The following is a 21,759-nucleotide window of genomic DNA, read 5'->3' as shown; positions in this document are numbered from 1 at the left end:
CGCTGGTTGAACCGCGTTCTACGCGCGTGTTTCATCAACTAACTAGCCGCGACTCGGCGAGACCGCGTTGGCGAGAACGCGCGTTCAGTCGCGAGTTTCGGGGTTACGCACCGCGATCAGGCCGATCGAGCGGAAGGTCATGACTTTTTCGTCGTTCTGGTTGAGCACCGTCACGATTGATTTGAAGCTGCCCATCTCCGGGCGCGAGCGGCTGCGGGTCTTTTCGAGCAGCTCGGTTTCGACGCGCAGCACATCACCGGGATAGACCGGGCGGTGCCAGCGCAGTTCGTCCTGCCCCGGCGAGCCAAGCCCGGCCTGCTTGCGCTCGGTGATGTTGTCGACCAGCATCCGCATGGTCATGGCGCAGGTGTGCCAACCGCTGGCGGAGATCCGGCCGAAATGGGTCTTGGCGGCGGCCTCGTCGCTGAGGTGGAAGGGCTGGGGATCGTACTTGGCGGCGAACTCCAGCACCTCCTCGCGCGTCACCTCGTAGCGGCCGAAGCTGGCCTTGGTGCCGATTTCCAGGTCTTCGAAATAGAGCAGGTCGTCGCTCATCGCCGCCTCACACGTTGAACTTGAAGTGCAGCACGTCGCCGTCCTGGATGACGTATTCCTTGCCTTCCTGGCGCAGCTTGCCGGCATCCTTGGCCGCCGTTTCACCGCCCAGCGTGATGTAATCGTCATAGGCGATGGTTTCGGCGCGAATGAAGCCGCGCTGCATGTCAGAGTGGATTTCGCCGGCCGCTTCCGGGGCCTTGGCGCCGCGGTGGACGGTCCAAGCGCGGGCTTCCTTGGGGCCGACGGTGAAGAAGGTGATCAGGTGGAGGAGGTCATAGCCAGAGCGGATCACGCGGGCCAGGCCGGTCTCGTGGAGGCCCATTTCCTCCAGAAAAACCATGCGTTCCTCCGGGTCCATCCCGACCAGCTCGCTCTCAATCGCGGCCGAAACGATCACGGCATTGGCGCCTTCGGCCTTGGCCTTTTCGAACACCGCAGCGGAGAAAGCGTTGCCGCCCGCCGCGCTCTCTTCCTCGACATTGCAGACATAGAGGACCGGCTTGGCGGTGAGCAATTGGGCCTGGTTGAAGACGCGCAGTTCGTCCTCGCCTTCCGGACGGGCCAGGCGGGCGGGCTTGCCATCACGCAGCAGCTCGAGCGCGGGGGCGAGGACCGCGGCGATCAGCTTGGCCTCCTTGTCGCCCTGGGCAGCCTTCTTCTGGGCAGCGGGCACGCGTTTTTCCAGGCTTTCGAGATCGGCCAGCATCAGCTCGGTCTCGACCGTGTCGGCGTCGGACACGGGATCGACCCGGTTGTCGACGTGCTGGATGTCATCGTTTTCGAAGCAGCGCAGCACGTGGACGATGGCATCAACCTCGCGAATGTTGCCAAGGAACTGGTTGCCCAGGCCTTCGCCCTTGCTGGCGCCGCGCACCAGGCCGGCAATATCGACGAAGCCGAGCTGGGTCGGGATGATCTTGGCCGAGCCGGCAATCGCCGCCAGCTTGTCGAGCCGCGGATCGGGAACGCCGACATTGCCGACGTTCGGTTCGATCGTGCAGAACGGATAGTTGGCTGCCTGGGCCGCCTGGGTCTCCGTCAGCGCATTGAACAGGGTCGACTTGCCGACATTGGGCAGACCGACAATTCCGCAACGAAACCCCATTTCACACTCCGATCGAACTGATGCGCGGCGGCCCATAGCGGGGCAGGGCGGGTTTGACCAGTTGCGGCAGGGCCGGCGCGGTGTTTCACCGAATTTTCAGGGGTTGGTGGCACGTTAATGCCATGCGCAAGACCCTTTTCCTGCCCCTGCTATTGGCGATCTCCGCTTGCTCCGCTTCGCCCGAGGAGCAGGCTGCCGATGCGCGGGCTGCCTTTGCTGCCAACGACTATGCCAAGGCCCGAATTCTCGCGGCTTCGGCGCTTGAGGCCATGCCGGGGAACAAGGACCTCTTGCTGCTCCAGGCGCAGACCCTGCTGGCGCTGGGCGATGGAGCCGGCGCGGGCGCGGCCTTGCAGAAGCTGGCGGAAGTCGGCGGCGTTCCCAGCCAGGCCGAGCTGACCGCCGAAGCAGCCTTGCTGCGCAATGCCCCGCAAGTGGCGCGCGATGCGCTAGGCAGGGCGACCAGTTCCGAAGCGGACCGCCTGCGCGGCCTGGTTGCGATCCAGGATGGCGATACCGGCGCAGCGGCGGGCTTCTTCGCCAAGGCCGTTGCTGTAGGTGACAACGCCCGGGCCTATGCCGACATGGCGCGCCTGCGGCTGATGGAACGGGACATTGCCGGTGCGAGCGACCTGGCCCAAAAGGCCGCCGCGCTTGCCCCCCAGAAAATCGATACCCTGCTGATCCAGGGCCAGATTGCCCTGGTGAGGGGTGATCTCAAGGCGGCGCTCGATACCTACAGCTTGGCGGCTAAGCGCTATCCAACGAGTCTGGCCGCGCTCAACGGGCAGGCCGCAGCCCTGGGCGATCTCGGCCGGTTCAAGGACATGCTCACAGTGGCCGACAAGGCCGCCGAGCTGGCGCCGCGCAATCTCCAGGTGGCCTACCTGCGCGCGCGGGCCGGCGTGGCGATGCAGAACTGGGAACTGGTCCGCTCGATCGTCCAGCCGCTCGAGGCGGAACTGCCAGCGGTCGATCCGCTGCGGGTGCTCTATGCGCAGGCGCTGGTGAAACTCGATCGCAGCGAACTGGCCGCAGCGCAGCTGACCCCGATCGCGCGAGTCCAGCCTGGCAACCGTAAGGTCGCGCTGTTGCTGGCCGAGGCACGGCTTGCCAGCAATGATCCCAAGGGGGCGATGGCCGCGCTTCAGGCGATTGCCGATTCAGTCCAGGCGCGGCCGGAAGAGCTTGCTGCGATGGCGCGGGCTGCCAAGGTTGCCGGTGATCCGCGTGCGGCAGACTATGAACGGCGAGCAAAAAGCCCGTTACTGCAAGTGGTCGGGGCCGATCTGGCCGAAGCCGACGCAGCAATTCAACGCGGTGACTGGGCCAAGGCAGCAATCGCTTACGACCGGATCCTGGCCTCAACCAAGGGCGGCAACGTGCTGGTCCTGAACAACATGGCCTATGCCCAGTCCATGCTCGGCAACCACGACAAGGCCCGCAGCTTTGCCGATCAGGCGCTCAGGCGCGCGCCCGACAATGCCTCGGTACTCGACACTGCGGGATGGGTACGGTTCCGGGCCGGACAGGACCTTGAAAATGCGAAACGCCTGCTCCGCCGTGCCGCGGAACAGGCGCCCCAGAACAAGACTATCCAGATGCACCTGGCCGAAGCCACGCGCACCGGGAGCTAAGCTTTAGGCCAGCGCCAACTGCTGCTGGCAGCGACGGCGGCGGGCAAAGGCCACGCCGGCAAGCGCCGCGCCAAGCAGACCAACCATGCCCGGTTCCGGAACTGGCGTGCCGCCCGTGCTGGTGCTGCCGCCGGAAGTTGTCAGTGTGCCAGTGCCGCTGCCCGAGGTAATGTTGCCCGCGCCGGTGATCGACTGATACCGCACAAAGAAGTCGCTTAGCGTCAGCGAGGTCAGCGGCTGTGCAAAGTTCAGCGTGAAGCTGCCGGTGCCATTCTGGCCGTCGAGCAGCCCGCCGCTGCCACCACCCGCGCACGCGCCGGTCGAGGCGGCCTTGAAGCAAACGTCGACGCTGCCGATCCCATTTGGGTAGCTGCCGCCGACGGTCGTGTAGCTGAACGCCCCAGTCGAACTGGCACTCGAGATATTGGGATCAGTGTTGAAGGCAAAGCCTGACAGCCGCGAATTGACCGGATCGCTGGTGGTGTTCGTCAGGCTGTAGCTGAAGGTGTAGCTGTTCGACGTAACGCCCGTCAGCGTGAGCTTTGCGGTCGAGGTCAGTCCAGTGACAGTGGTGCCGCCCGAGTAACCGTCGAAAGCAAAGTCATAGCTTGAACCAACGTCGCCCGCGCCAAGCGTGATCGCATCGGCAAGGGCCGGTGCACTGGCAAACGTCAGGCAGGCGGTAACGGCCAGCGACGAGATCTGACGGGCAATGCGCATGGAAACCCCCTGCAAACGAATGGTTGACGGCAAGTAACGCAATCGCCGTGCCAGTTCAGGAACGCAGGGGAGGCCGGTGGTTAACGACCGATGTGAGGTGTTAGGTTTGTAAGTGAAACCGACAGCTTCCAGCTAATCGTGGACTGCCTTGAAATCGTTTGGGTTGGTCCCATTTGCTACCGCTAGCCGGTCAGGGGCAATAGCCCCCCGGCCAAAGGGAGGCGTTAACGATGCTGATCATTCTGGGCTATGTGCTCGATTTCTCGGCTGTCATGGCCTCAGCTGTCGCTGCCTGGTTCTGGTACAAGGCCAGCAACCAGCTGATCCACCGGGTCACACCCCATGAAACCTTCGATTACCACGATCTCAACCGCGTGATCGTGGCGATCAACCGCAATGGCATTCGCAACCGCCGGGCAGCCCTGGCCAGCGCCGTGGCGGCAGCGATTTTTGCGCTCGACCTTGCTTTGGCAACTTACGTCAACTGACCGAGCCATTCGGCGGCAAGGCGCGAGTTTTCGAAGCGCAGCACCTGGCCGTTGAACTGCTGCAGCGCCGCCGCGTTGCGATGCTGCCAAGCCCTGCGGAAGTTCAGCACATAGAGCAGGAACTCAAGATTGAGGTTCTCCGGGCAGCCCTCGGTCATGTCGGGCCGCGCTCTGCCGCGGTATTGCCACCAGCGTTTGAACACCCGGCCCAGGCAAAGCCAGGTTGGATAGTCCAGCCAGACCACGGTATCGGCCCGGGCAAGCCGCATCGGCAAGGTCGAGCCATAATTGCCATCGATGATCCAGCGCTCACTGGCCAGAACCTCGGCAAGCTCGGCGCGACCCTTTCCGCGGTCGCGCTCGACCCAGCCGGGCAGCCAGAACAGCTTGTCGAGGTGATGAAGTGGTAGTCCCGTTCGCGCGGCCAGCGCGTGCGACAGGGTCGATTTGCCCGCACCGGGCGAGCCTATGACGAGCACGCGCTGCATGGCGCCTAATCCTGCATGCGCAGCGCCAGGTCGCTCATGAAGCGGGCATCGTCACCGCGGGCCAGCCATTCGGCCTCCGCGGCGATGCCGCCCAGCATGGCAGCCAGGTCATCCTGTTCGGCCTTCGCGTAGTTGCCAAGGACATGACCGGTCACCCGGTCTTTATGTCCAGGGTGGCCGATCCCGATCCGTACCCGGCGAAAGTCCGGGCCAAGGTGCTGGTCGATCGAACGCAGGCCGTTGTGTCCGGCGAGGCCGCCACCCTGTCGGACCTTGACCTTGAACGGAGCCAGGTCGAGCTCGTCATGGAATACCGTCAGGGCATCCACGCCCAGCTTGTAGAAGCGCAGCGCTTCGCTGACCGAGCGGCCGCTTTCATTCATGAAGGTTGCCGGCTTCAGAAGCAGGACCTTCAGTCCGCCGATCCGCCCCTCACGCAGCCAGCCCTGGAACTTCTTGGCTTCCGGACCAAAGCCATGGACCTCGGCAATGGTGTCGAGTGCCATGAAGCCGACATTGTGCCGGTGCAGGGCATATTGCGGTCCCGGATTGCCAAGGCCGACCCAGAGCTGCACGTCATTCCTCCAAAGAAATACCTGGCAAAACGAAGCCGGGCCGCATCGCTGCGGCCCGGCCTGTGTGGGACAGCAAGGCCGCCCCGGTCAACCTGAAGGGCTTAGGAAGCCGCTTCGGTCTTGGCGTTGTCGCCTTCCTCACTGCGCAGGCCCGAAGGGGCAACGATGGTGGCGACGGTGTCATCACGATCGGCATGGGCAGCGGTAACGCCGACCGGCAGCTTGACATCGTGGATGTGGATCGAAGCACCGACTTCGAGGCCGGTGACGTCGATGACGACTTCGTCCGGGATGTTGTCGGGCGAGCAGACCACGTCAAGATCGTGCAGCACGATGTTGAGCACGCCGCCGCGCTTCAGGCCCGGCGAGGCTTCTTCGTTGGCGAAGTGGACCGGCACGTTGACGTGGACCTTGTGGTCCTTCGAAACGCGCAGGAAGTCAGCGTGGATCGGACGATCGCTGACGGGGTGGAAGGCAACGTCCTTGGGGAGCGTACGCACGGTCTTGCCGCCAACTTCAACTTCGACGATCGAGTTGAAGAAGTGACCCGTGCCGAGCTGCTTGACCAGCAGCTTTTCTTCGACGTGGATCGCCAGCGGCTCTTCGTTGTTGCCGTAAACTACGGCGGGGACGCGGCCATTACGACGCAGATCACGGGAGGCTCCCTTGCCAGCCCGTTCGCGCGTCTCGGCCGGCAGGTGCAGCGTATCGCTCATTGCATTGCCTTTCAAAACTCTGGATTACAGTTCTTCTCCGTCACGCCTCCAGGGATGACCATAACGGGAAGCGCGCGCCGTTAGCGGCAAAGCGGCAGGAAAGCAAGGCTATTGCAGCCGGGTGACCCTGAAACCCTGCGCTTCGAGCCTGGTAACGAGGCCGTCCTGCCCAACCAGATGGAGTGTGCCGACGGCCACCAGCGGCTTCTCTCCGCGCCTCAGCATGGGCAGCAGCTGCGCGATCCAGGCCTCGTTGCGCCGGACCAGCAGGGCCTCGCGCAGTTCCGGATCGGCCAGCAGGCCCTGGTGATCAAGTGCAGCCAATGCCGCCGCATCGCCGCGCAGCCAGGCTTGCTGGAGCTTGCGGCCGTCTTCGCGCGCGGTGGAAGCTGAGCGGATCACGGCGGAAAGCAAGTCGCGCTGCTCCGCTTCGGGCAGGGCATCGAAGATCGCGAGCTGTCGCTCGGCGCCTTCGAACTCGGCCAGCGGTTTGCCCTTCATCTCCTTCAGGACAAGCCGGTCAGCGCCATTGCCGCTGTCGTCGCCGCTGCGAGCCGAGACGGCCTGTCCGAGCATAAGCGCCGCTGCCCAGGTGTCCATCTGGTTGAAGCTGTCGGCCGGGATCTTTGCCTCGGTCAGCAGCTTCAACAGCACCGGGCGGTCAAGTTCGCTGGCGCGGGCGGTGATCGGCGGGGCGGCCGCAACTGCGGACAGACTATGAAAGGCCAGCGCGGTGCGCTTGTCATCGTCGAGCGCGGCGACTTCGACGACCAATCCAGTCGCCTCGGCAGTCGCGCGGTCAAAGGCTGGGCTATCGAGGCTGATCGGGTTGGGCAGGGCATGGATTGTGCCGAGCAGCCAGGCCCGTTCGCCATTGGGACCATCGAGCTGCCACAGCGCGGGGCGGGCTTGTTCCTTTTGCTGGCAGGCCGCCAACAGCAGCGCCAGCAGTGCCGCAATCAGCCTATTGGACACGGGAAGACTTGACCCCAAGCGCCTGAAGCTGGTCCTGGACCGAACCCTTGCCGCCCAGATGGCCCGCGCCGACTGCGATGAAGGCCACCCCCGGCCGCGCCAGCCGCGCCTTGATCCACTGGGCCCAGGCCTTGTTGCGGTTGGTCAGCAGGGCTTTGACCATGGCGGGATCGTCCTGATCGGCATTCATCAAGGTGGCAAGCTTGGCGGCATCGCCAACGCGCCAGGCCTCGACCATTTCGCCGACGTCCTTATCGATCTCGGGCAGGGCAGCGATTACCTCGAACAGGTAGCGGCGCTGGACCTTGGCTGGAAATGCATCGAACAGGCCAAGCTGGTAGTCGAGCGTCTCCAGCCCAATCCGCGGCCGTTTTAGCTCTAGGTTTCGGTTGGCCAGGTCGGCCTCAACCCCATTGGCCAGCGAATAGCCCTTGCGCTGCAGTGGCAGGGTGGAAAGGACCACGGCGGCATACCAAGGCTTGAACCGGTCAAATGCGGCAAGCGGCATGCCATAATTGCCCAGTGTTTTTTCAAACTGCGTGCGCTGCTTGGGTGACATCTGGTCACGCAGGCTCTGCCCGGCGGGCAGGATGCCGCGTTTCAGCAGTACGGCCTGGCCGGTTTGCGGATCGATCTCGGGAATCTCGGTTACTAGCTCGTCGGCCTTGGCAAAGGCATCTGCTAGAGGCCCCTGGAACCAGTTCAGACCCTGCGGCAGCAGGTGGATTGTGCCGAACAGGTAGATGGTCGTGTCTTCGTCCGCCACCCGCCATAGCGCGGGGTGGACCTCGGCCGGCACGGGCTCCGCCACAACCGGCTGCTCGGTTGGCAGCGATTGCTGGGCGGGGGCGGCGGTCGAAAGCAGCAGAGCGAGGGGAGCCAGGAAACGTCCGATCATGCCTGCGATATAGCGCAAGAACCGGGCGCGTCGATGAACGATCTCGCGTAGTGGAACCTTGCCTCGCCGGTTGACCCGAAACGGCCCATCCGCCAAAGGCCTCGGCCATGACGGACAATGCCCGCCCGCTTTCGTTCCAGGAGATGATCCTGCGGCTCCACGCGTTCTGGAGCGCGCAGGGCTGCCTGATCCTGCAGCCCTATGACATGCGCATGGGGGCAGGCACCTTCCACCCCGCCACCACCCTGCGCGCGCTGGGGCCAGAGCCGTGGAAGGCCGCCTATGTCCAGCCGAGCCGCCGACCGACCGATGGCCGCTATGGTGAAAACCCGAACCGGCTGCAGCACTATTACCAGTATCAGGTGATCCTGAAGCCGAACCCGGCGAACCTGCAGGAACTCTATCTGCAGTCACTGGCCGAAATCGGCGTCGATCCGCTGGCGCACGACATCCGCTTTGTCGAGGATGACTGGGAAAGCCCCACGCTGGGCGCCTGGGGCCTGGGCTGGGAAGTCTGGTGTGATGGGATGGAAGTGACCCAGTTCACCTATTTCCAGCAGGTCGGCGGGTTCGATTGCAAGCCGGTGGCGGGCGAGCTGACCTATGGGCTTGAGCGCCTGGCCATGTATATCCAGGGCGTCGACAACGTCTATGACCTGGCCTTCAATGCCGAGGGCGTGAGCTATGGCGACGTGTTCCTCAAGAACGAGCAGGAACACTCGAAGTACAATTTCGAAGTCGCCGATACCGAGCAGCTGTTCAAGGGATTCCAGTACGCCGAGGCCGAATGCCAGCGCTGCATCGCCGCGCAGGTGCCGCTGGCCGCCTATGACCAGGCGATCGAGGCCAGCCACTTGTTCAACCTGCTCCAGGCGCGCGGCGTGATCTCGGTCCAGGAACGCGCCAGCTACATCGGCCGGGTCCGCGATCTTGCCAAGGGATCGTGCCAGGCCTGGATCGAGAAGAACAAGGCCGAATGGGAAGCGAAGTACCCGGGGTGGACCGTATGAGCGACTTCCTGCTTGAGCTCCGCTCCGAGGAAATCCCGGCCCGGATGCAGGCCGGCGCACGCGCTGACCTGGAAAAGCTGTTCCGCAAGGAAATGGATGCGGCCGGCGTTGCCGTCGGCGAAGTCACCGTCTGGTCAACCCCGCGCCGCCTAGCGCTGATCGCGCGCGGCCTGCCGGCGGCGACGGCGGCGGTCTCGGAAGAAGTGAAGGGCCCCCGCGTCGGCGCGCCGCCGCAGGCGCTGGAAGGCTTCCTGCGCAAGACCGGGCTGACCGAAGACCAGCTGACCGAACGCGATGGCGTGCTGTTCGCGATCACGGAGAAGCCCGGCCGCGCCACCGCCGAAGTCCTCGCCGAAGCGATCCCGGCGATCGTCCGCGCCTTTCCCTGGCCCAAGAGCCAGCGTTGGGGTGCGGCCTCGATCAGCACCGAAAGCCTGCGCTGGGTGCGCCCGCTTTCGGCCATCGTCGCGCTGTTCGACGGGCAGGTCGTCGATTGCGAGGTCGGCAGGATCAAGGCCGGGCGCCTGACCAAGGGGCACCGCTTCCATTCGAGCGGCGAGATCAGCGTGGATGGCGTCGATGACTACGCCGCCAAGCTGCGCGCCGCCCATGTCATCGTTGACCATGTCGAGCGCCAGGACCTGATCCGCAGCAAGGCCGGCGAAGCCGCCGCTGCTGCGGGCCTCAAGCTGGTCGAGGACGAAGGCCTTGTGATCGAGAATGCCGGCCTGACCGAATGTCCAGTCCCGCTGCTCGGCCGCTTCGACGAACAGTTCCTCGAAGTGCCGCCCGAAGTGATCCAGCTGACCGCGCGGACCAACCAGAAGTACTTCGTCTGCGAGGATACGGCGGGCAAGCTGGCCAATGCCTTCGTCTGCACCGCCAATATCGCGGCGGCCGATGGCGGCGCGGCGATTGTGGCCGGCAACCGCAAGGTCCTCGCCGCGCGCCTGTCCGACGCTCGCTTTTTCTGGGAGCAGGACCGCAAGACCGCGCTGTCCGACCATGCCAGGAAGCTGGAGCAGATCACCTTCCACGAAAAGCTCGGCACGGTTGCCGACAAGGTCGAACGGGTCGCCAAGCTGGCGCGCTGGCTGGTGGAGGAAGGGATCGTCAAGGGCGCCAGCGCCGACGATGCCGAACGCGCCGCCCGGCTGTGCAAGGCCGATCTTGTCACCGAAATGGTCGGCGAATTCCCCGAACTCCAGGGCCTGATGGGCGGCTACTACGCCCGCGCTGAGGGCCTAAGCGATGCCGTCGCCGACGCGATCCGCGATCACTACAAGCCAGTAGGACAGGGCGATGAGGTGCCGACTTCGCCGGTGACTGTGGCGGTGGCGCTGGCGGATAAGCTGGATACCATCCGCAGCTTCTTCGGTATCGATGAGAAGCCGACTGGTTCGAAGGATCCCTTCGCCCTGCGGCGTGCGGCGCTGGGTATCATCCAGATTATCACCACAAATGGCCTGCGTTTTGGCGTTGGCGAAGGTGATGTCCTCGCCTTCTTCGCCGACCGCCTCAAGGTCCAGCAGCGCGAAGCCGGCGTACGCCACGACTTGATCGACGCAGTCTTCGCGCTCGGCGGCGAGGATGATCTGGTCCGCCTGCTGGCCCGGGTCCACGCGCTTCAGGCCTTTGTTGGGACCGAGGATGGCGCCAACCTGCTCGCTGGCTACAAGCGCGCCGCCAATATCCTCAAGAAGGAAAATTGGGGCGAGGGTGGCAATGGCACCCGCATCCCTCGCGATGGTGAGGAAGATCCCTTTGCCATGGTCGACGATCCCGATGTCGCCCATGCCATGCGTGAGCGGATCGCCGTCCAGAAAGAACTTTCCTACACGCCCGAACAAGCGGAGAAGGCGTTGATCGATGCGCTCGAGGCAGCCGGGCCGACTGCTGCCGCTGCCGTGGCGGCAGAGGACTTTGCCGGGGCCATGGCAGCGCTGGCTACTTTGCGTGCGCCGATCGATGCATTTTTCGACGAGGTGACCGTGAACGATGCCGATCCCGCCAAGCGAGCATTCCGACTGACGCTACTGGCGCGGCTGCGTGATGCGGTGCACGGCGTCGCCGATTTCTCGAGGATCGAAGGGTAGCGTAACCGGACAATTTTCCGCATCCCGCTGCCGAACTGCCCGGATTTCGGATGTGTTTCCTTGGAAATGCACCAGAAATCGTTTGTTGGAAGAAGCGGACACAGTGTCAACTGTGTCAACCTGCAAGTTCAGGGAAGAGACTGGAAACGTGAACAAGCAAGTCTATACCTTCGGCGGCGGTGCCCGCGACGATAGCGCCCGCAGCCGCGACAAGACCATTGTTGGGGGCAAGGGCGCCAACCTGGCCGAAATGGCGGGCATCGGACTGCCGGTGCCACCGGGCTTCACGATCACGACCGAGGAATGCGTCCGTTACCTGGCCGAAGGCGGCGACTTTTCGGAGAGCCTGAAGGCCGAAGTCCAGGCCGCGCTCGCCCACATCGAGGCCGCCGTCGGCAAGAAGTTTGGCGATCCTGCCGATCCGCTGCTGGTTTCGGTCCGTTCGGGTGCGCGGGTTTCGATGCCGGGCATGATGGACACGGTGCTCAACCTGGGCCTCAATGACGCCACGGTGGAGGGGCTGGCGACGTCATCTGGCGACCCGCGCTTTGCCTGGGACTCCTACCGCCGCTTCATCCAAATGTACTCTGACGTCGTGCTCGGGCTCGATCACCACCTGTTCGAGGATGCGCTGGAAATCGCCAAGGAAGACAACGGCTTTTATGCCGATGTTGAGATGGAGGCTCCGCACTGGCAGGCGCTGGTGCGGGAATACAAGGGCATCGTGGAGAGCGAGCTGGGTCGCTCCTTCCCGCAGGACCCGCACGAACAGCTGTGGGGCGCGATCCGGGCGGTGTTCGACAGCTGGGATTCAGACCGGGCCAAGGTCTATCGGCGCCTCAATGACATTCCGGGTGACTGGGGCACGGCGGTCAACGTCCAGGCCATGGTCTTCGGCAATATGGGCGATACCAGTGCAACCGGCGTTGCTTTCACGCGCGACCCGGCAACCGGCGAGAAGGCCTATTACGGGGAATGGCTGGTCAATGCCCAGGGTGAGGACGTTGTCGCCGGCATTCGCACGCCGCAGTACCTGACCAAGGCAGCGCGCGAGCGTGCCGGGGCCAAGCCACTTAGCATGGAAGAGGCGATGCCGGCGGCCTATGCCAAACTCGCGGGGGTCTTCGAACTGCTTGAGAAGCATTACCGCGATATGCAGGACATCGAGTTTACCGTGGAACGCGGCAAGCTGTGGATGCTCCAGACCCGATCGGGCAAGCGCACCGCCAAGGCCGCGCTGAAGATGGCGGTCGACATGGTCGCCGAGGGGCTGATTGACGAAGCCACAGCCATCAAGCGCGTCGATCCGATGGCGCTCGACCAGTTGCTCCACCCGACGCTTGATCCGTCGGCGACGCGCGACGTGCTCGCCCGCGGCTTGCCAGCCAGCCCGGGTGCAGCCTCTGGCGCAATCGTTCTTGATGCCGATACGGCGGAAAAGCGCGCCGAACGCGGCGAGGCCGTGATCCTGGTCCGGGTCGAAACCAGCCCGGAGGATATCCACGGCATGCATGCCGCCAAGGGCATCCTGACAGCGCGCGGCGGCATGACGTCGCACGCCGCCGTGGTCGCGCGCGGGATGGGTCGGCCTTGCGTTTCAGGCGCTTCGGCTGTGTCGATCGACATGGCCAGTCGTACGCTCAAGATCGGGCAGCGCGAGCTCAAGGAAGGCGACATCATTACCCTCGATGGCGCCAATGGCGATGTCATGGCTGGCAAGGTCCCGACCATCGAGCCGGAACTGGTCGGCGATTTTGGCACGCTGATGGCCTGGGCGGATCGCCACCGCCGGATGAAGGTCCGTACCAACGCCGAAACGCCCGATGACTGCCGCATGGCGCGCCAGTTCGGGGCCGAGGGCATTGGCCTGTGCCGGACCGAGCACATGTTCTTCGACGCCACGCGCATCTCAGCCGTGCGCCAGATGATCCTGGCCGAAGACGAGGCCGGCCGCCGCGCTGCGCTTGCCAAGCTGCTGCCCGAGCAGCGCGCCGATTTCCAGGCGATCTTTGCGGTCATGGCCGGCCTGCCGGTGACGATCCGTCTGCTCGATCCGCCGCTGCACGAGTTCCTGCCGCACAGCGAAGCGGACTTTACCGAACTGTCCGAAGCGATCGGCATCGGCGTGGATACGCTGAAGCGCCGGGCGGGCGAGCTCCATGAGTTCAATCCGATGCTGGGCCACCGTGGCTGCCGCCTGGGGATCACTTTCCCTGAGATCTACGAGATGCAGGCCCGCGCGATCTTCGAAGCGGCCTGTGCGGTTGCCGCCGAAAGCGGTGATGCGCCGGTGCCTGAAGTGATGATCCCCCTGGTTGCCACCCGCAAGGAGCTGACGATCCTCAAGGCCCTGGTCGACCGCACTGCGGAAGCCGTCTTTGCCGAGCAAGGCCGGCGGATCGACTATCTGGTCGGGACGATGATCGAGCTGCCGCGCGCCGCCTTGATGGCCGGTGAGATTGCCGAGGATGCGACGTTCTTCTCATTCGGCACCAATGACCTGACGCAAACAACTCTGGGCGTCTCGCGGGACGACGCGGCGCGCTTCCTGACCCCTTACGTCGAGCAGGGCATCTATCCGCGCGATCCCTTCGTCAGCCTGGATATCGAGGGTGTCGGTCAACTGGTCGAACTGGCGGCCGAGCGGGGTCGCCAGACCCGTGGTGACCTGAAGCTGGGCATCTGCGGCGAACATGGCGGTGATCCGGCCTCGATCGCTTTCTGCGAAAAGGTTGGCCTCGATTACGTCAGCGCTTCGCCCTACCGGGTGCCGATTGCGCGCTTGGCGGCAGCGCAGGCTGCCCTTAACGCCGCCAGCCGCTGAGCGTCAAGATCTCGAAACGCTCAACGGTTCCGGTGCCAAACTGCTCGTTTACAATTGAATATTGCTTACGGGTAAGGATCGGTCCGGATTGAGAAAGCACATTGGTCAGACCCTGCGTCCGCAGGTCTGCCAACAGGCTTTTCAGACTACTGAACCGAACAGCGAGCGGGCGACTGTCCACCACCGGATCGGCCCAACCGGCGCGCTGCAGTAGCTGGCCACCAGCCCGGACATCGACCGTGGGATGGAGCCTTGGGGCGGGGCGATCACCATCCGCAGCCAGCATCGCGGCGCGAAGCGCGGGCAAGCTGCCAGCGCCAACAAAGCTGGCGATTGCCAGTCCGCCTGGGGCCAGCGCGTTGCGGATATGAATCAGCGCACCGGGCAGGTCGTTGACCGTATCGAGCGTCCCGAAGCTCGCAATCAGGTCAAAGCCGCGCCCGGGAAACGGCTGCTCCTCGGCGAAGCCGGTGGCTGGCTCGACCTGCGTGACCTCCGCACCGCGCGCCGAAAGACTGGCAAGGAGATCGGCGGGCGCCATTCCGATCAGCAGCACTCGCTTTGGTTCGTGCCGCAGGAATGCAAGCCGCTCGAGCAAGTCTTCGGCCATGTCGGCGATTAGATATCGGGCCGCGCCCGGGCGGGCTTGCAGGGCCAGGGCGCGGCGGCGGACGGCCAATCTGCGGGCAGGGGAGAAGATCAGGGGCGGGGCTGGAGTGCTCACCGGGCCGCACTGCCTTGCGCTGGCAACGGGCGCAAGCGATAGTCGTCTGCGATGCAGGTTCCCGCTTCCATTGCCCCGCTCGTGGACCTGGTCTTCCCGCCACGCTGCCCCTTGTGCGGCGAGGCTTTGGCCAGCCAGGGTGGGCTCTGCTCCGACTGCTGGAGCGAGCTCGCCATCCCCGGAGAGCCCTGCTGCGCCAGTTGTCAGCGCCCCTTCGGCGAGGGCGCGCCTGAGGGCATGGTCTGCGGCCCATGTTTAGCCAATCCGCCAGCCCACGACGGGATCGCCGCGGCCACGCTTTACACTGAGGGCTCGCGCCGCCTAGTCCTGGCCTTCAAGCATGGCCGTCGCATCGCCCTGGCGCCGCTGCTCGCAAGACTGATTGCCGCCAAGCTGCCTGCCGTCGGACCCGATTGGGTCATCGTGCCGGTTCCCTTGCATCGCTGGCGGCTCTGGCGGCGCGGCTTCAACCAGTCGGCCTTGCTTGGGCGCGAGCTCGCCGCGGCCACCGGGGCCTCGCTGCTGGTTGACGGGTTGGTCCGCCGCAAGGCTACGCCGATGCTGGGCGGCCTAGGTCGCGCGGCCCGAATGCGGGCGTTAAGCGGCGCAATGGCCGTCAATCCGGCACGGGCCGGGCAAGTTAGAGGCAGGCAGATCCTGCTGATCGACGATGTGCTGACCAGCGGCTCGACCAGTGAGACTTGCGTGAAGGCCCTGAAGCGCGCTGGCGCCAGCAAGGTCCAGATCGCCTGTTTCGCTCGCGTCCTTGATGAGGCGTTGGACCTCGTCTGAAAACGAAAACGCCCGGAGCTGGGCTCCGGGCGTCCTCGTGACGAAACTGTTAGGCGTCGCTTGCGCGATTAGGCAGCCCCCCTTGACCGCCTCGCCAAACCCTCATGCGGTGGCTCACCTTTTCGGGGAGCCGGCCTGGTCCCTGAACCTTGGCCGCTTGCTTTCCGCAGCGCTTCTTTCACCGAACTTGGCCACGCTGGAAAGCGCGAAGCGGCGGCCTTGCAGATTTTGGTCGACACATGTGGTTATCGTGCAACAAGGAAGCGCCATGACAGAGACTGATGACCGCGAGCAGGGGACTTCGTTTCAGCCCCGTTTCGATGCCAATGGCCTGCTGACCGCCGTGGCGGTCGACGCTGAAAGCCTTGAAATCCTGATGCTGGCACATATGGATGCGGAGGCCCTGGCGAGGACCCGCGAGACGGGCCTGGCGCATTTCCATTCACGTTCGCGCGGGCGGCTGTGGATGAAGGGCGAAAGCTCGGGCCATGTCCTGAAGGTCGAGCAGATCCGCGTCGATTGCGACCAGGATGCGCTGGTGCTGATCGTTCGTCCGGCCGGTCCGGCCTGCCATACCGGGGCGGTGAGTTGCTTCTACCGCGCTCTCGAAGGCGATTTGCTGGTGCGCATCGACGATTGACGCTTACGTAAAGGGAACCTAGAGGAGGCGGCGATGGACTCGCCGGTTTCCACGACTCCTGCCCATGACGGCGCTCACCTTGAGCGGCCCGATGCCCTGGCGCGTGAGCAGTTCACCATTTCCGACCTGACCGCGGAATTCGGGCTGACCGCCCGCGCGCTGCGATTCTACGAGGACGAGGGCCTGATCGCCCCGGCGCGGCAGGGTCTCAGCCGGGTCTATTCGAAGCGCGACCGGGCCCGGCTGGCCTGGATCATGCGCGCCAAGAACGTCGGCTTTAGCCTGACCGAGATCAAGGAAATGATCGACCTGTACGACCTGGGGGATGGTCGGGTCGAGCAGCGCCGGGTGACTATCGCCCGGTGCAAGCAGCAGGTCGAACGGATGCAGCAGCAGCGGGCCGATATAGATGCCGCGATCCGGGAACTGACCGACTTCATCACGCTTGTCGAAAACATCGATCGCGCCCCGCGCGGTTGAATTCAAATTTACAACGAGGACCCCCATGCCCGTTTACAAGGCACCGACCGGTGACGCCCGCTTTCTGATCAACGAAGTGCTCAAGCTTCAGGACTATGCGGACCTGCCCGGCTTCGCCGGCGCGACCCCTGACATGGTGGAAGCTGTGGTCGAGGAAGCCGGTAAGTTCTGCTCGGAAGTGCTCGCTCCGATTAACCTCGCTGGCGATCAGGAAGGCTGCACCCGTCATGCCGATGGCTCGGTTAGCGTTCCGGCGGTCTACAAGTCGGCCTTCGCGCAGTTCCGCGAGGCGGGCTGGTCGACCCTGTCGGTGCCGGAAGAGTTCGGCGGGCAGGGCCTGCCGCACGTGCTGGGCATGCTGATGGAAGAGTTCATGTCTTCCGCCAACCAGGCCTTCTCGATGTATCCCGGCCTTACCGCCGGCGCGATCTCGGCGATCCTTGCCAAGGGTTCGCCGGAGCAGAAGGCCAAGTATGTGCCCAAGATGGTCACCTGCGAGTGGCTCGGCACGATGAACCTGACCGAGCCGCAGTGCGGGACCGACCTTGGCATGATCCGCACCCGCGCCGTGCCGCAAGCCGATGGCAGCTATGCGATCACCGGCACCAAGATCTTCATCTCGTCGGGCGAGCACGATCTGGCCGAAAACATCATTCACCTGGTCCTGGCGAAGCTGCCGGATGCCCCGGATTCGACCAAGGGCATTTCGCTGTTCATCGTGCCCAAGGTGCTGGTGAACGAAGATGGCTCGCTTGGCGCGCGCAATGCCGTGTTTTGCGGTTCGATCGAGCACAAGATGGGCATTCACGGCAATGCCACCTGCGTGATGAACTATGACGGCGCCACCGGCTACCTGGTTGGCGAGGAGAACAAAGGCCTCGCCGCCATGTTCATCATGATGAACGCCGCCCGCCTGGGTGTCGGCATCCAAGGCCTGGCCCAGGCCGAAGTGGCCTACCAGAACGCGGTCAAGTATGCGGGCGAACGCCGCCAGGGCCGGGCGCTGACCGGCGCGGCCGAACCGGGCGAGAAGGCCGATACGCTGTTCGTTCACCCGGACGTGCGGCGCATGCTGATGGACGCCAAGGCCTTTACCGAAGGCATGCGCTCGCTCTGCCTGTGGGGCGCGCTTCAGGTCGACCTGAGCCACAAGGCCGCGACCGAGGAAGCGCGCCAGGCGGCTGACGACCTGATCAGCCTGCTGACCCCGGTGATCAAGGGCTATGGCACCGACAAGGGCTATGATGTTGCCACCAACATGCAGCAGGTCTTCGGTGGTCACGGCTACATCGAGGAATGGGGCATGAGCCAGTTCGTCCGCGATGCCCGCATCGCCATGATCTATGAAGGCGCCAACGGGGTTCAGGCAATGGATCTGGTCGGTCGCAAGCTGGCCCAGAATGGCGGGCGCGCGGTGCAGGCCTTCTTCGCGATCGTCGATACCGAATGTGCGGCGGCCAAGGACAAGCCCGAACTGGCCAGCCTGGCCGCAGCCGTCGAAGCCGCCAATGCCGAGCTCAAGGCGGCGACCATGTGGTTCATGGCCAATGGCATGACCAACCCCAACCAGGTCGGGGCCGGGGCGCACCATTACATGCACATCATGGGCATCGTTGCGCTTGGTTCGCAGTGGCTGCGGATGGGCACTGCGGCACTTTCGGCGCTGGCCAGTGGCGCCGGTGACAAGACCTTCTACGAGGCCAAGCTGACCACTGCACGCTACTTCGGCGAGCGGTTCTGCCCCGATGCTGCGGCGCTGCGCCGCAAGATCGAGGCAGGCAGTGAGGCGGTCATGGCCCTGCCGGTCGAGGCTTTCGCTACGGCCTGATCCGGGCGGAGCAGCGTTACGCTCAAGTTGACACAGTTGACACTGAGTCCGCTTCTTCCAACAAGCTGGAAGGGCCCGATTTCGGCCGTTTTCGGGGTGGTTTCCGCGGTAACGACGGGTTGGAGAAAAGAAAAAGCCGGGCCGCTGCGGTGCGCCGGCAGCGCACTTGCCAGAAGCGGATCTACAATTGGAAAGAGCCCCGGCTGTTTAGCAGATGGGCGTCATGTAGGAAAACATGCGGAGCCGGGGCAGGGTGGCTCTCAGTCAGGCCTGGCTAAGCAGTTCGTCGAGCAGTCCCAGCAGCGCGGCCCATGACTGCCGATCAGCGCTGGCGTTGTAGCTGGGATTGGGCGCGCCCGCCGGCGTCAGCGGGTTGGTGAAGCCGTGATCGACCCCGGCATAGCTATGGAAGTGCCAATCGGCCTTCACGCCGTCCATTTCTTCCCAGAAGGCCATCACATGGCTGCGGGGGACGAGGAAATCGACATCGCCATGGCAGACCAGGATGCGCGGCTTGATCGGCTGCGCGGCAGGCAAAGGCGATTGCAGCAGGCCGTGGAAGCTGGCGACAAGCACCAGGTCGGCGCCGTCGCGGGCCAGTTCGAGCACAGCCATGCCGCCCAGGCAGAAGCCGATGGCGGCCTGGGGAATGCCAGGTGCCAGTTCGTCCAGCTTGGTCAGGGTGGCGCGTAGCCGCCGACGCATCGCCGCGGGATCGGCGCGCAGCTTGATCATCGCCGCATTGGCGCTGTCGAAGTCATGCGGGGAATCGGGGCCATAGAAGTCGGCGACGAAGGCAAGGTACCCCTGCGCTGCCAGCGCGCGGGCCTTGGCTTCGACCCCCGGCGTCGTGTTCATGAAGGTCGGATAGACCGCGACGGCGGCTCGGGGCACTCCAGCCGGACGGGCGAGCCAGCCGGTCAGGGCTGTCTCGCCATCGGCGTAGGCAATCCGCTCGAGGCTGCTCATTCGGGCAGGAAGTCCGGCACCGAGAGGTAGCGTTCACCGGTATCGTAGTTGAAGCCCAGGACGCGGCTGCCGGCGGGCAGGTCAGGCAACTTTTGGGCGATCGCTGCCAGGGTCGCGCCCGAGCTGATGCCGACCAGCATGCCTTCTTCGCGCGCGCAGCGGCGGGCCATTTCCTTGGCATCGGCCGGATCGACCTGGATCGCGCCGTCGATGGCCTGGGTGTGCAGGTTGGCCGGAATGAAGCCCGCACCGATCCCCTGGATCGGGTGGGGCGAGGGCTGGCCGCCTGATATGACCGGCGAAAGCGTCGGCTCGACCGCCCAGGCCTTCATTGCCGGCCACTTGGCCTTGAGCGCTTCGGCGCAGCCGGTCAGGTGCCCGCCCGTGCCAACCCCGGTGATCAGGGCGTCGATCGGCGTGTCGGCGAAATCAGCCAGAATCTCTTGTGAAGTTGTGCGGACATGGACGGCGATATTGGCCGGGTTTTCGAACTGCTGCGGCATCCACGAATTGGGCGTGCTGGCGATCAGCTCATGCGCCCGCTCGATCGCGCCCTTCATGCCCTTTTCGCGCGGGGTCAAATCGAAGGTCGCGCCATAGGCCAGCATCAGCCGGCGGCGTTCAAGCGACATCGATTCGGGCATGACCAGGACCAGCTTGTAGCCCTTGACCGCCGCCGTCATGGCAAGGCCGATCCCGGTGTTGCCGCTGGTCGGCTCAATGATCGTGCCGCCGGGCTTCAGACTGCCATCGGCTTCAGCCGCCTCGATCATGGCGAGGCCGATGCGGTCCTTGATCGAACCGCCCGGGTTCGATCGCTCCGACTTGATCCAGACTTCGTGGTTCGGGAACATCCGCGAAAGGCGGATGTGCGGGGTGTTGCCGATCGTAGCGAGAACGGAGTCAGCCTTCATGGCACAGATCCTTCTTTTGGAATGACATGGCGGTACTGCGGAGCAAAGGTCTTTGCCCGGCGTAGTTCAGGGAATAGCACGGCCCAGGCAGCTGTTACCACAATCGCGCCGACGCCGCCGAGCGCAACCGCCCAGACCGCGCCGAACAGCCCAGCAGCCAAGCCGGATTGCATCTCGCCCAGTTCGTTTGAGGCTGAGATTGCCAGACCCGAGATCGAGGAGACCCGCCCGCGCATCTCATCAGGCGTATTGAGCTGAACCAGGGTGCCACGCACGAAGACCGAGACCTGATCTGCCGCCCCCAATAGGGCCAGCATGGCCAGCGAGATGGGGAAGCTCTTGGACAAAGCAAAGGCCAGCGTTGCCGCGCCGAATATCGCCACCGCCCAGAGCATCTTGGGCCCAACGTTTCGCGAGAGCGGGAAGAAAGCCAGGAACAGCGCCACCAGCGCCGCGCCCAGGGCCGGGGCGGCGCGCAGCAGGCCCAGGCCCTCGTCGCCTACGTGCAGGACATCATAGGCAAAGGCCGGCAACATGGCGGTGGCGCCGCCCAGCAGCACGGCAAAGAGATCGAGCGAGACGCAGCCGAGCAGAAACCGCTCACGCCAGACAAACCGCGCGCCCTCGGAAATCTGGCGGAGCGGAGGTTCGGTGCTTTTGGGCTTGAGCGGCAACGGCTTGATGAAAAGAAGACCGACGATGGCGATCGACAGCAGGACCGCCGACCAGACATATGGCAGGGCATCGCCCCGGGCGAGCAGGAAGCCGCCAAGCGCCGGGCCGAGCACCGAGGCGCTTTGCCAGGCGATCGATCCGGTCGCGACAGCCTTGGGCAGGATATCGGCCGGGACCACATTGGGGACGATCGAACTGATCGCCGGACCGATGAAGACGCGCGCCGCGCCGTGCAGGGCAGCCATGACGAACAGCAGCGGCAGGCTGACCAGCCCCAGCGTATTGGCTGCGATCAGCGTCAGCGCGACCAGCAGATCGAGCAGCGAGGAGGCCGCGCCGACGAAGCGACGGTCCATCCGGTCAGCCACCAGCCCGGCGACCGGGGTCAGCAGCAGGAAGGGAATGAACTGCGCGAGGCCCAGCGTGCCGATCAGGAATGCGGCCTGCTTGGTATCGTAGCCGTAATCGGTCCGCGCGATCTGGTAGGTCTGGGCGGCGACGACCACGACCATGGCGGTGGTGGCGGCGACCGATGCGAACCGTGCCAGCCAGACCAGGCGATAGTCGCGGATCTGCAGCGGATGGGTCGGCGTGCTCACGCCCCCGGCATGGCAGCGCCAAAGACGCTTGCCAAGCCGAGTGCTGCT

21 protein-coding genes are annotated in these 21,759 nt (G+C 64.7%); 9 read left to right on the top strand and 12 right to left on the bottom strand.

Translation table 11 applies throughout. The features are described from left to right. Positions 1 to 84: 84 nt before the first annotated feature. Both FRF71_RS13910 and ychF read right to left on the bottom strand, forming a co-directional pair. Positions 85 to 543, bottom strand: coding sequence for a MaoC family dehydratase (locus tag FRF71_RS13910; protein ID WP_147091673.1), 459 nt, complete (start codon positions 541 to 543; stop codon positions 85 to 87). Positions 544 to 562: 19 nt separating this feature from the next. Further along, the gene (ychF, locus tag FRF71_RS13905; protein WP_147091218.1) at positions 563 to 1,663 is read right to left on the bottom strand and encodes a redox-regulated ATPase YchF; all 1,101 of its coding nucleotides are present in this window, start codon (positions 1,661 to 1,663) and stop codon (positions 563 to 565) included. Positions 1,664 to 1,785: 122 nt separating this feature from the next. On the opposite strand from ychF, the gene FRF71_RS13900 reads away from it, so the two are divergent. Continuing rightward, positions 1,786 to 3,300, top strand: coding sequence for a tetratricopeptide repeat protein (locus FRF71_RS13900; RefSeq protein ID WP_147091217.1), 1,515 nt, complete (start codon positions 1,786 to 1,788; stop codon positions 3,298 to 3,300). A 3-nt stretch (positions 3,301 to 3,303) separates the two neighbouring features. On the opposite strand, the gene FRF71_RS13895 is transcribed toward FRF71_RS13900, so the two are convergent. Then, a complete protein-coding gene (locus tag FRF71_RS13895; RefSeq protein ID WP_147091216.1) occupies positions 3,304 to 4,020 on the bottom strand; it encodes a cistern family PEP-CTERM protein in 717 nt (238 codons plus the stop codon). A gap of 230 nt (positions 4,021 to 4,250) precedes the next feature. Here FRF71_RS13895 and FRF71_RS13890 point away from each other — a divergent pair, with 230 nt between their 5' ends. After that, on the top strand, positions 4,251 to 4,508 hold the full coding sequence (locus FRF71_RS13890; RefSeq protein WP_147091215.1) for a hypothetical protein: 258 nt from the start codon (positions 4,251 to 4,253) through the stop codon (positions 4,506 to 4,508). On the opposite strand, the gene FRF71_RS13885 is transcribed toward FRF71_RS13890, so the two are convergent. The 5 genes from FRF71_RS13885 to FRF71_RS13865 form a co-directional block, all read right to left on the bottom strand. Then, complete coding sequence (locus FRF71_RS13885) at positions 4,496 to 4,996, bottom strand: P-loop NTPase family protein (RefSeq protein ID WP_147091214.1); 501 nt, start codon at positions 4,994 to 4,996, stop codon at positions 4,496 to 4,498. The two genes, FRF71_RS13890 and FRF71_RS13885, sit on opposite strands and share 13 nt — an antisense overlap. Positions 4,997 to 5,001: 5 nt before the next feature. Next, positions 5,002 to 5,571: an aminoacyl-tRNA hydrolase gene (pth, locus tag FRF71_RS13880; RefSeq protein ID WP_147091213.1), complete on the bottom strand. Its 570-nt coding sequence runs from the start codon at positions 5,569 to 5,571 to the stop codon at positions 5,002 to 5,004. 101 nt (positions 5,572 to 5,672) lie between these two features. After that, complete coding sequence (locus FRF71_RS13875; protein WP_147091212.1) at positions 5,673 to 6,287, bottom strand: 50S ribosomal protein L25/general stress protein Ctc; 615 nt, start codon at positions 6,285 to 6,287, stop codon at positions 5,673 to 5,675. Positions 6,288 to 6,395: 108 nt separating this feature from the next. Beyond that, positions 6,396 to 7,262 (bottom strand): TraB/GumN family protein, encoded by an 867-nt coding sequence (locus tag FRF71_RS13870; protein WP_161597981.1) that lies wholly within the window; start codon positions 7,260 to 7,262, stop codon positions 6,396 to 6,398. Next, the gene (locus FRF71_RS13865) at positions 7,252 to 8,160 is read right to left on the bottom strand and encodes a TraB/GumN family protein (protein WP_147091210.1); all 909 of its coding nucleotides are present in this window, start codon (positions 8,158 to 8,160) and stop codon (positions 7,252 to 7,254) included. Before FRF71_RS13865 ends, FRF71_RS13870 begins: the two co-directional genes overlap by 11 nt. A gap of 107 nt (positions 8,161 to 8,267) precedes the next feature. Between FRF71_RS13865 and FRF71_RS13860 the strand changes: the two genes are divergently transcribed. The 3 genes from FRF71_RS13860 (at position 8,268) to ppdK (ending at position 14,090) form a co-directional block, all read left to right on the top strand. Beyond that, positions 8,268 to 9,170, top strand: coding sequence for a glycine--tRNA ligase subunit alpha (locus FRF71_RS13860; RefSeq protein ID WP_147091209.1), 903 nt, complete (start codon positions 8,268 to 8,270; stop codon positions 9,168 to 9,170). Beyond that, positions 9,167 to 11,266 (top strand): glycine--tRNA ligase subunit beta, encoded by a 2,100-nt coding sequence (gene glyS / locus FRF71_RS13855; protein ID WP_147091208.1) that lies wholly within the window; start codon positions 9,167 to 9,169, stop codon positions 11,264 to 11,266. The genes FRF71_RS13860 and glyS overlap by 4 nt, the downstream gene beginning before the upstream one ends. Before the next feature lie 148 nt (positions 11,267 to 11,414). Then, positions 11,415 to 14,090 (top strand): pyruvate, phosphate dikinase, encoded by a 2,676-nt coding sequence (ppdK, locus tag FRF71_RS13850; protein ID WP_147091207.1) that lies wholly within the window; start codon positions 11,415 to 11,417, stop codon positions 14,088 to 14,090. Here ppdK and FRF71_RS13845 read toward each other — a convergent pair. Further along, a complete protein-coding gene (locus tag FRF71_RS13845; protein ID WP_147091206.1) occupies positions 14,071 to 14,814 on the bottom strand; it encodes a class I SAM-dependent methyltransferase in 744 nt (247 codons plus the stop codon). The two genes, ppdK and FRF71_RS13845, sit on opposite strands and share 20 nt — an antisense overlap. Positions 14,815 to 14,865: 51 nt before the next feature. Between FRF71_RS13845 and FRF71_RS13840 the strand changes: the two genes are divergently transcribed. From FRF71_RS13840 to FRF71_RS13825, 4 genes are all read left to right on the top strand, one after another. Then, positions 14,866 to 15,606, top strand: coding sequence for a ComF family protein (locus FRF71_RS13840; RefSeq protein ID WP_147091205.1), 741 nt, complete (start codon positions 14,866 to 14,868; stop codon positions 15,604 to 15,606). A gap of 268 nt (positions 15,607 to 15,874) precedes the next feature. Next, entirely contained in the window at positions 15,875 to 16,246 is a 372-nt protein-coding gene (gene hisI, locus FRF71_RS13835; protein ID WP_147091204.1) for a phosphoribosyl-AMP cyclohydrolase, read from the top strand. 33 nt (positions 16,247 to 16,279) lie between these two features. Then, entirely contained in the window at positions 16,280 to 16,726 is a 447-nt protein-coding gene (locus tag FRF71_RS13830; protein ID WP_147091203.1) for a MerR family transcriptional regulator, read from the top strand. Positions 16,727 to 16,751: 25 nt separating this feature from the next. Continuing rightward, on the top strand, positions 16,752 to 18,554 hold the full coding sequence (locus FRF71_RS13825) for an acyl-CoA dehydrogenase C-terminal domain-containing protein (RefSeq protein ID WP_147091202.1): 1,803 nt from the start codon (positions 16,752 to 16,754) through the stop codon (positions 18,552 to 18,554). A 264-nt stretch (positions 18,555 to 18,818) separates the two neighbouring features. Here the strand turns inward: FRF71_RS13825 and FRF71_RS13820 are convergent, their stop codons facing one another. Genes FRF71_RS13820 through FRF71_RS13810 form a run of 3 tightly spaced genes read right to left on the bottom strand, consistent with a single transcriptional unit; the run spans position 18,819 to position 21,711 of the window. Next, positions 18,819 to 19,523 (bottom strand): dienelactone hydrolase family protein, encoded by a 705-nt coding sequence (locus FRF71_RS13820; RefSeq protein ID WP_147091201.1) that lies wholly within the window; start codon positions 19,521 to 19,523, stop codon positions 18,819 to 18,821. Further along, positions 19,520 to 20,437, bottom strand: a complete 918-nt coding sequence (cysK, locus tag FRF71_RS13815) for a cysteine synthase A (RefSeq protein ID WP_147091200.1) — start codon at positions 20,435 to 20,437, stop codon at positions 19,520 to 19,522. Before cysK ends, FRF71_RS13820 begins: the two co-directional genes overlap by 4 nt. Further along, positions 20,434 to 21,711, bottom strand: a complete 1,278-nt coding sequence (locus FRF71_RS13810) for an MFS transporter (protein ID WP_147091199.1) — start codon at positions 21,709 to 21,711, stop codon at positions 20,434 to 20,436. Before FRF71_RS13810 ends, cysK begins: the two co-directional genes overlap by 4 nt. Positions 21,712 to 21,759 lie beyond the last annotated feature (48 nt).

Source organism: Novosphingobium ginsenosidimutans (genome assembly GCF_007954425.1).
In the GTDB taxonomy this organism is placed as follows: domain Bacteria; phylum Pseudomonadota; class Alphaproteobacteria; order Sphingomonadales; family Sphingomonadaceae; genus Novosphingobium; species Novosphingobium ginsenosidimutans.
Note: the sequence above shows the minus strand (reverse complement) of the source record. Positions and strands in the feature narration are given on the sequence as shown.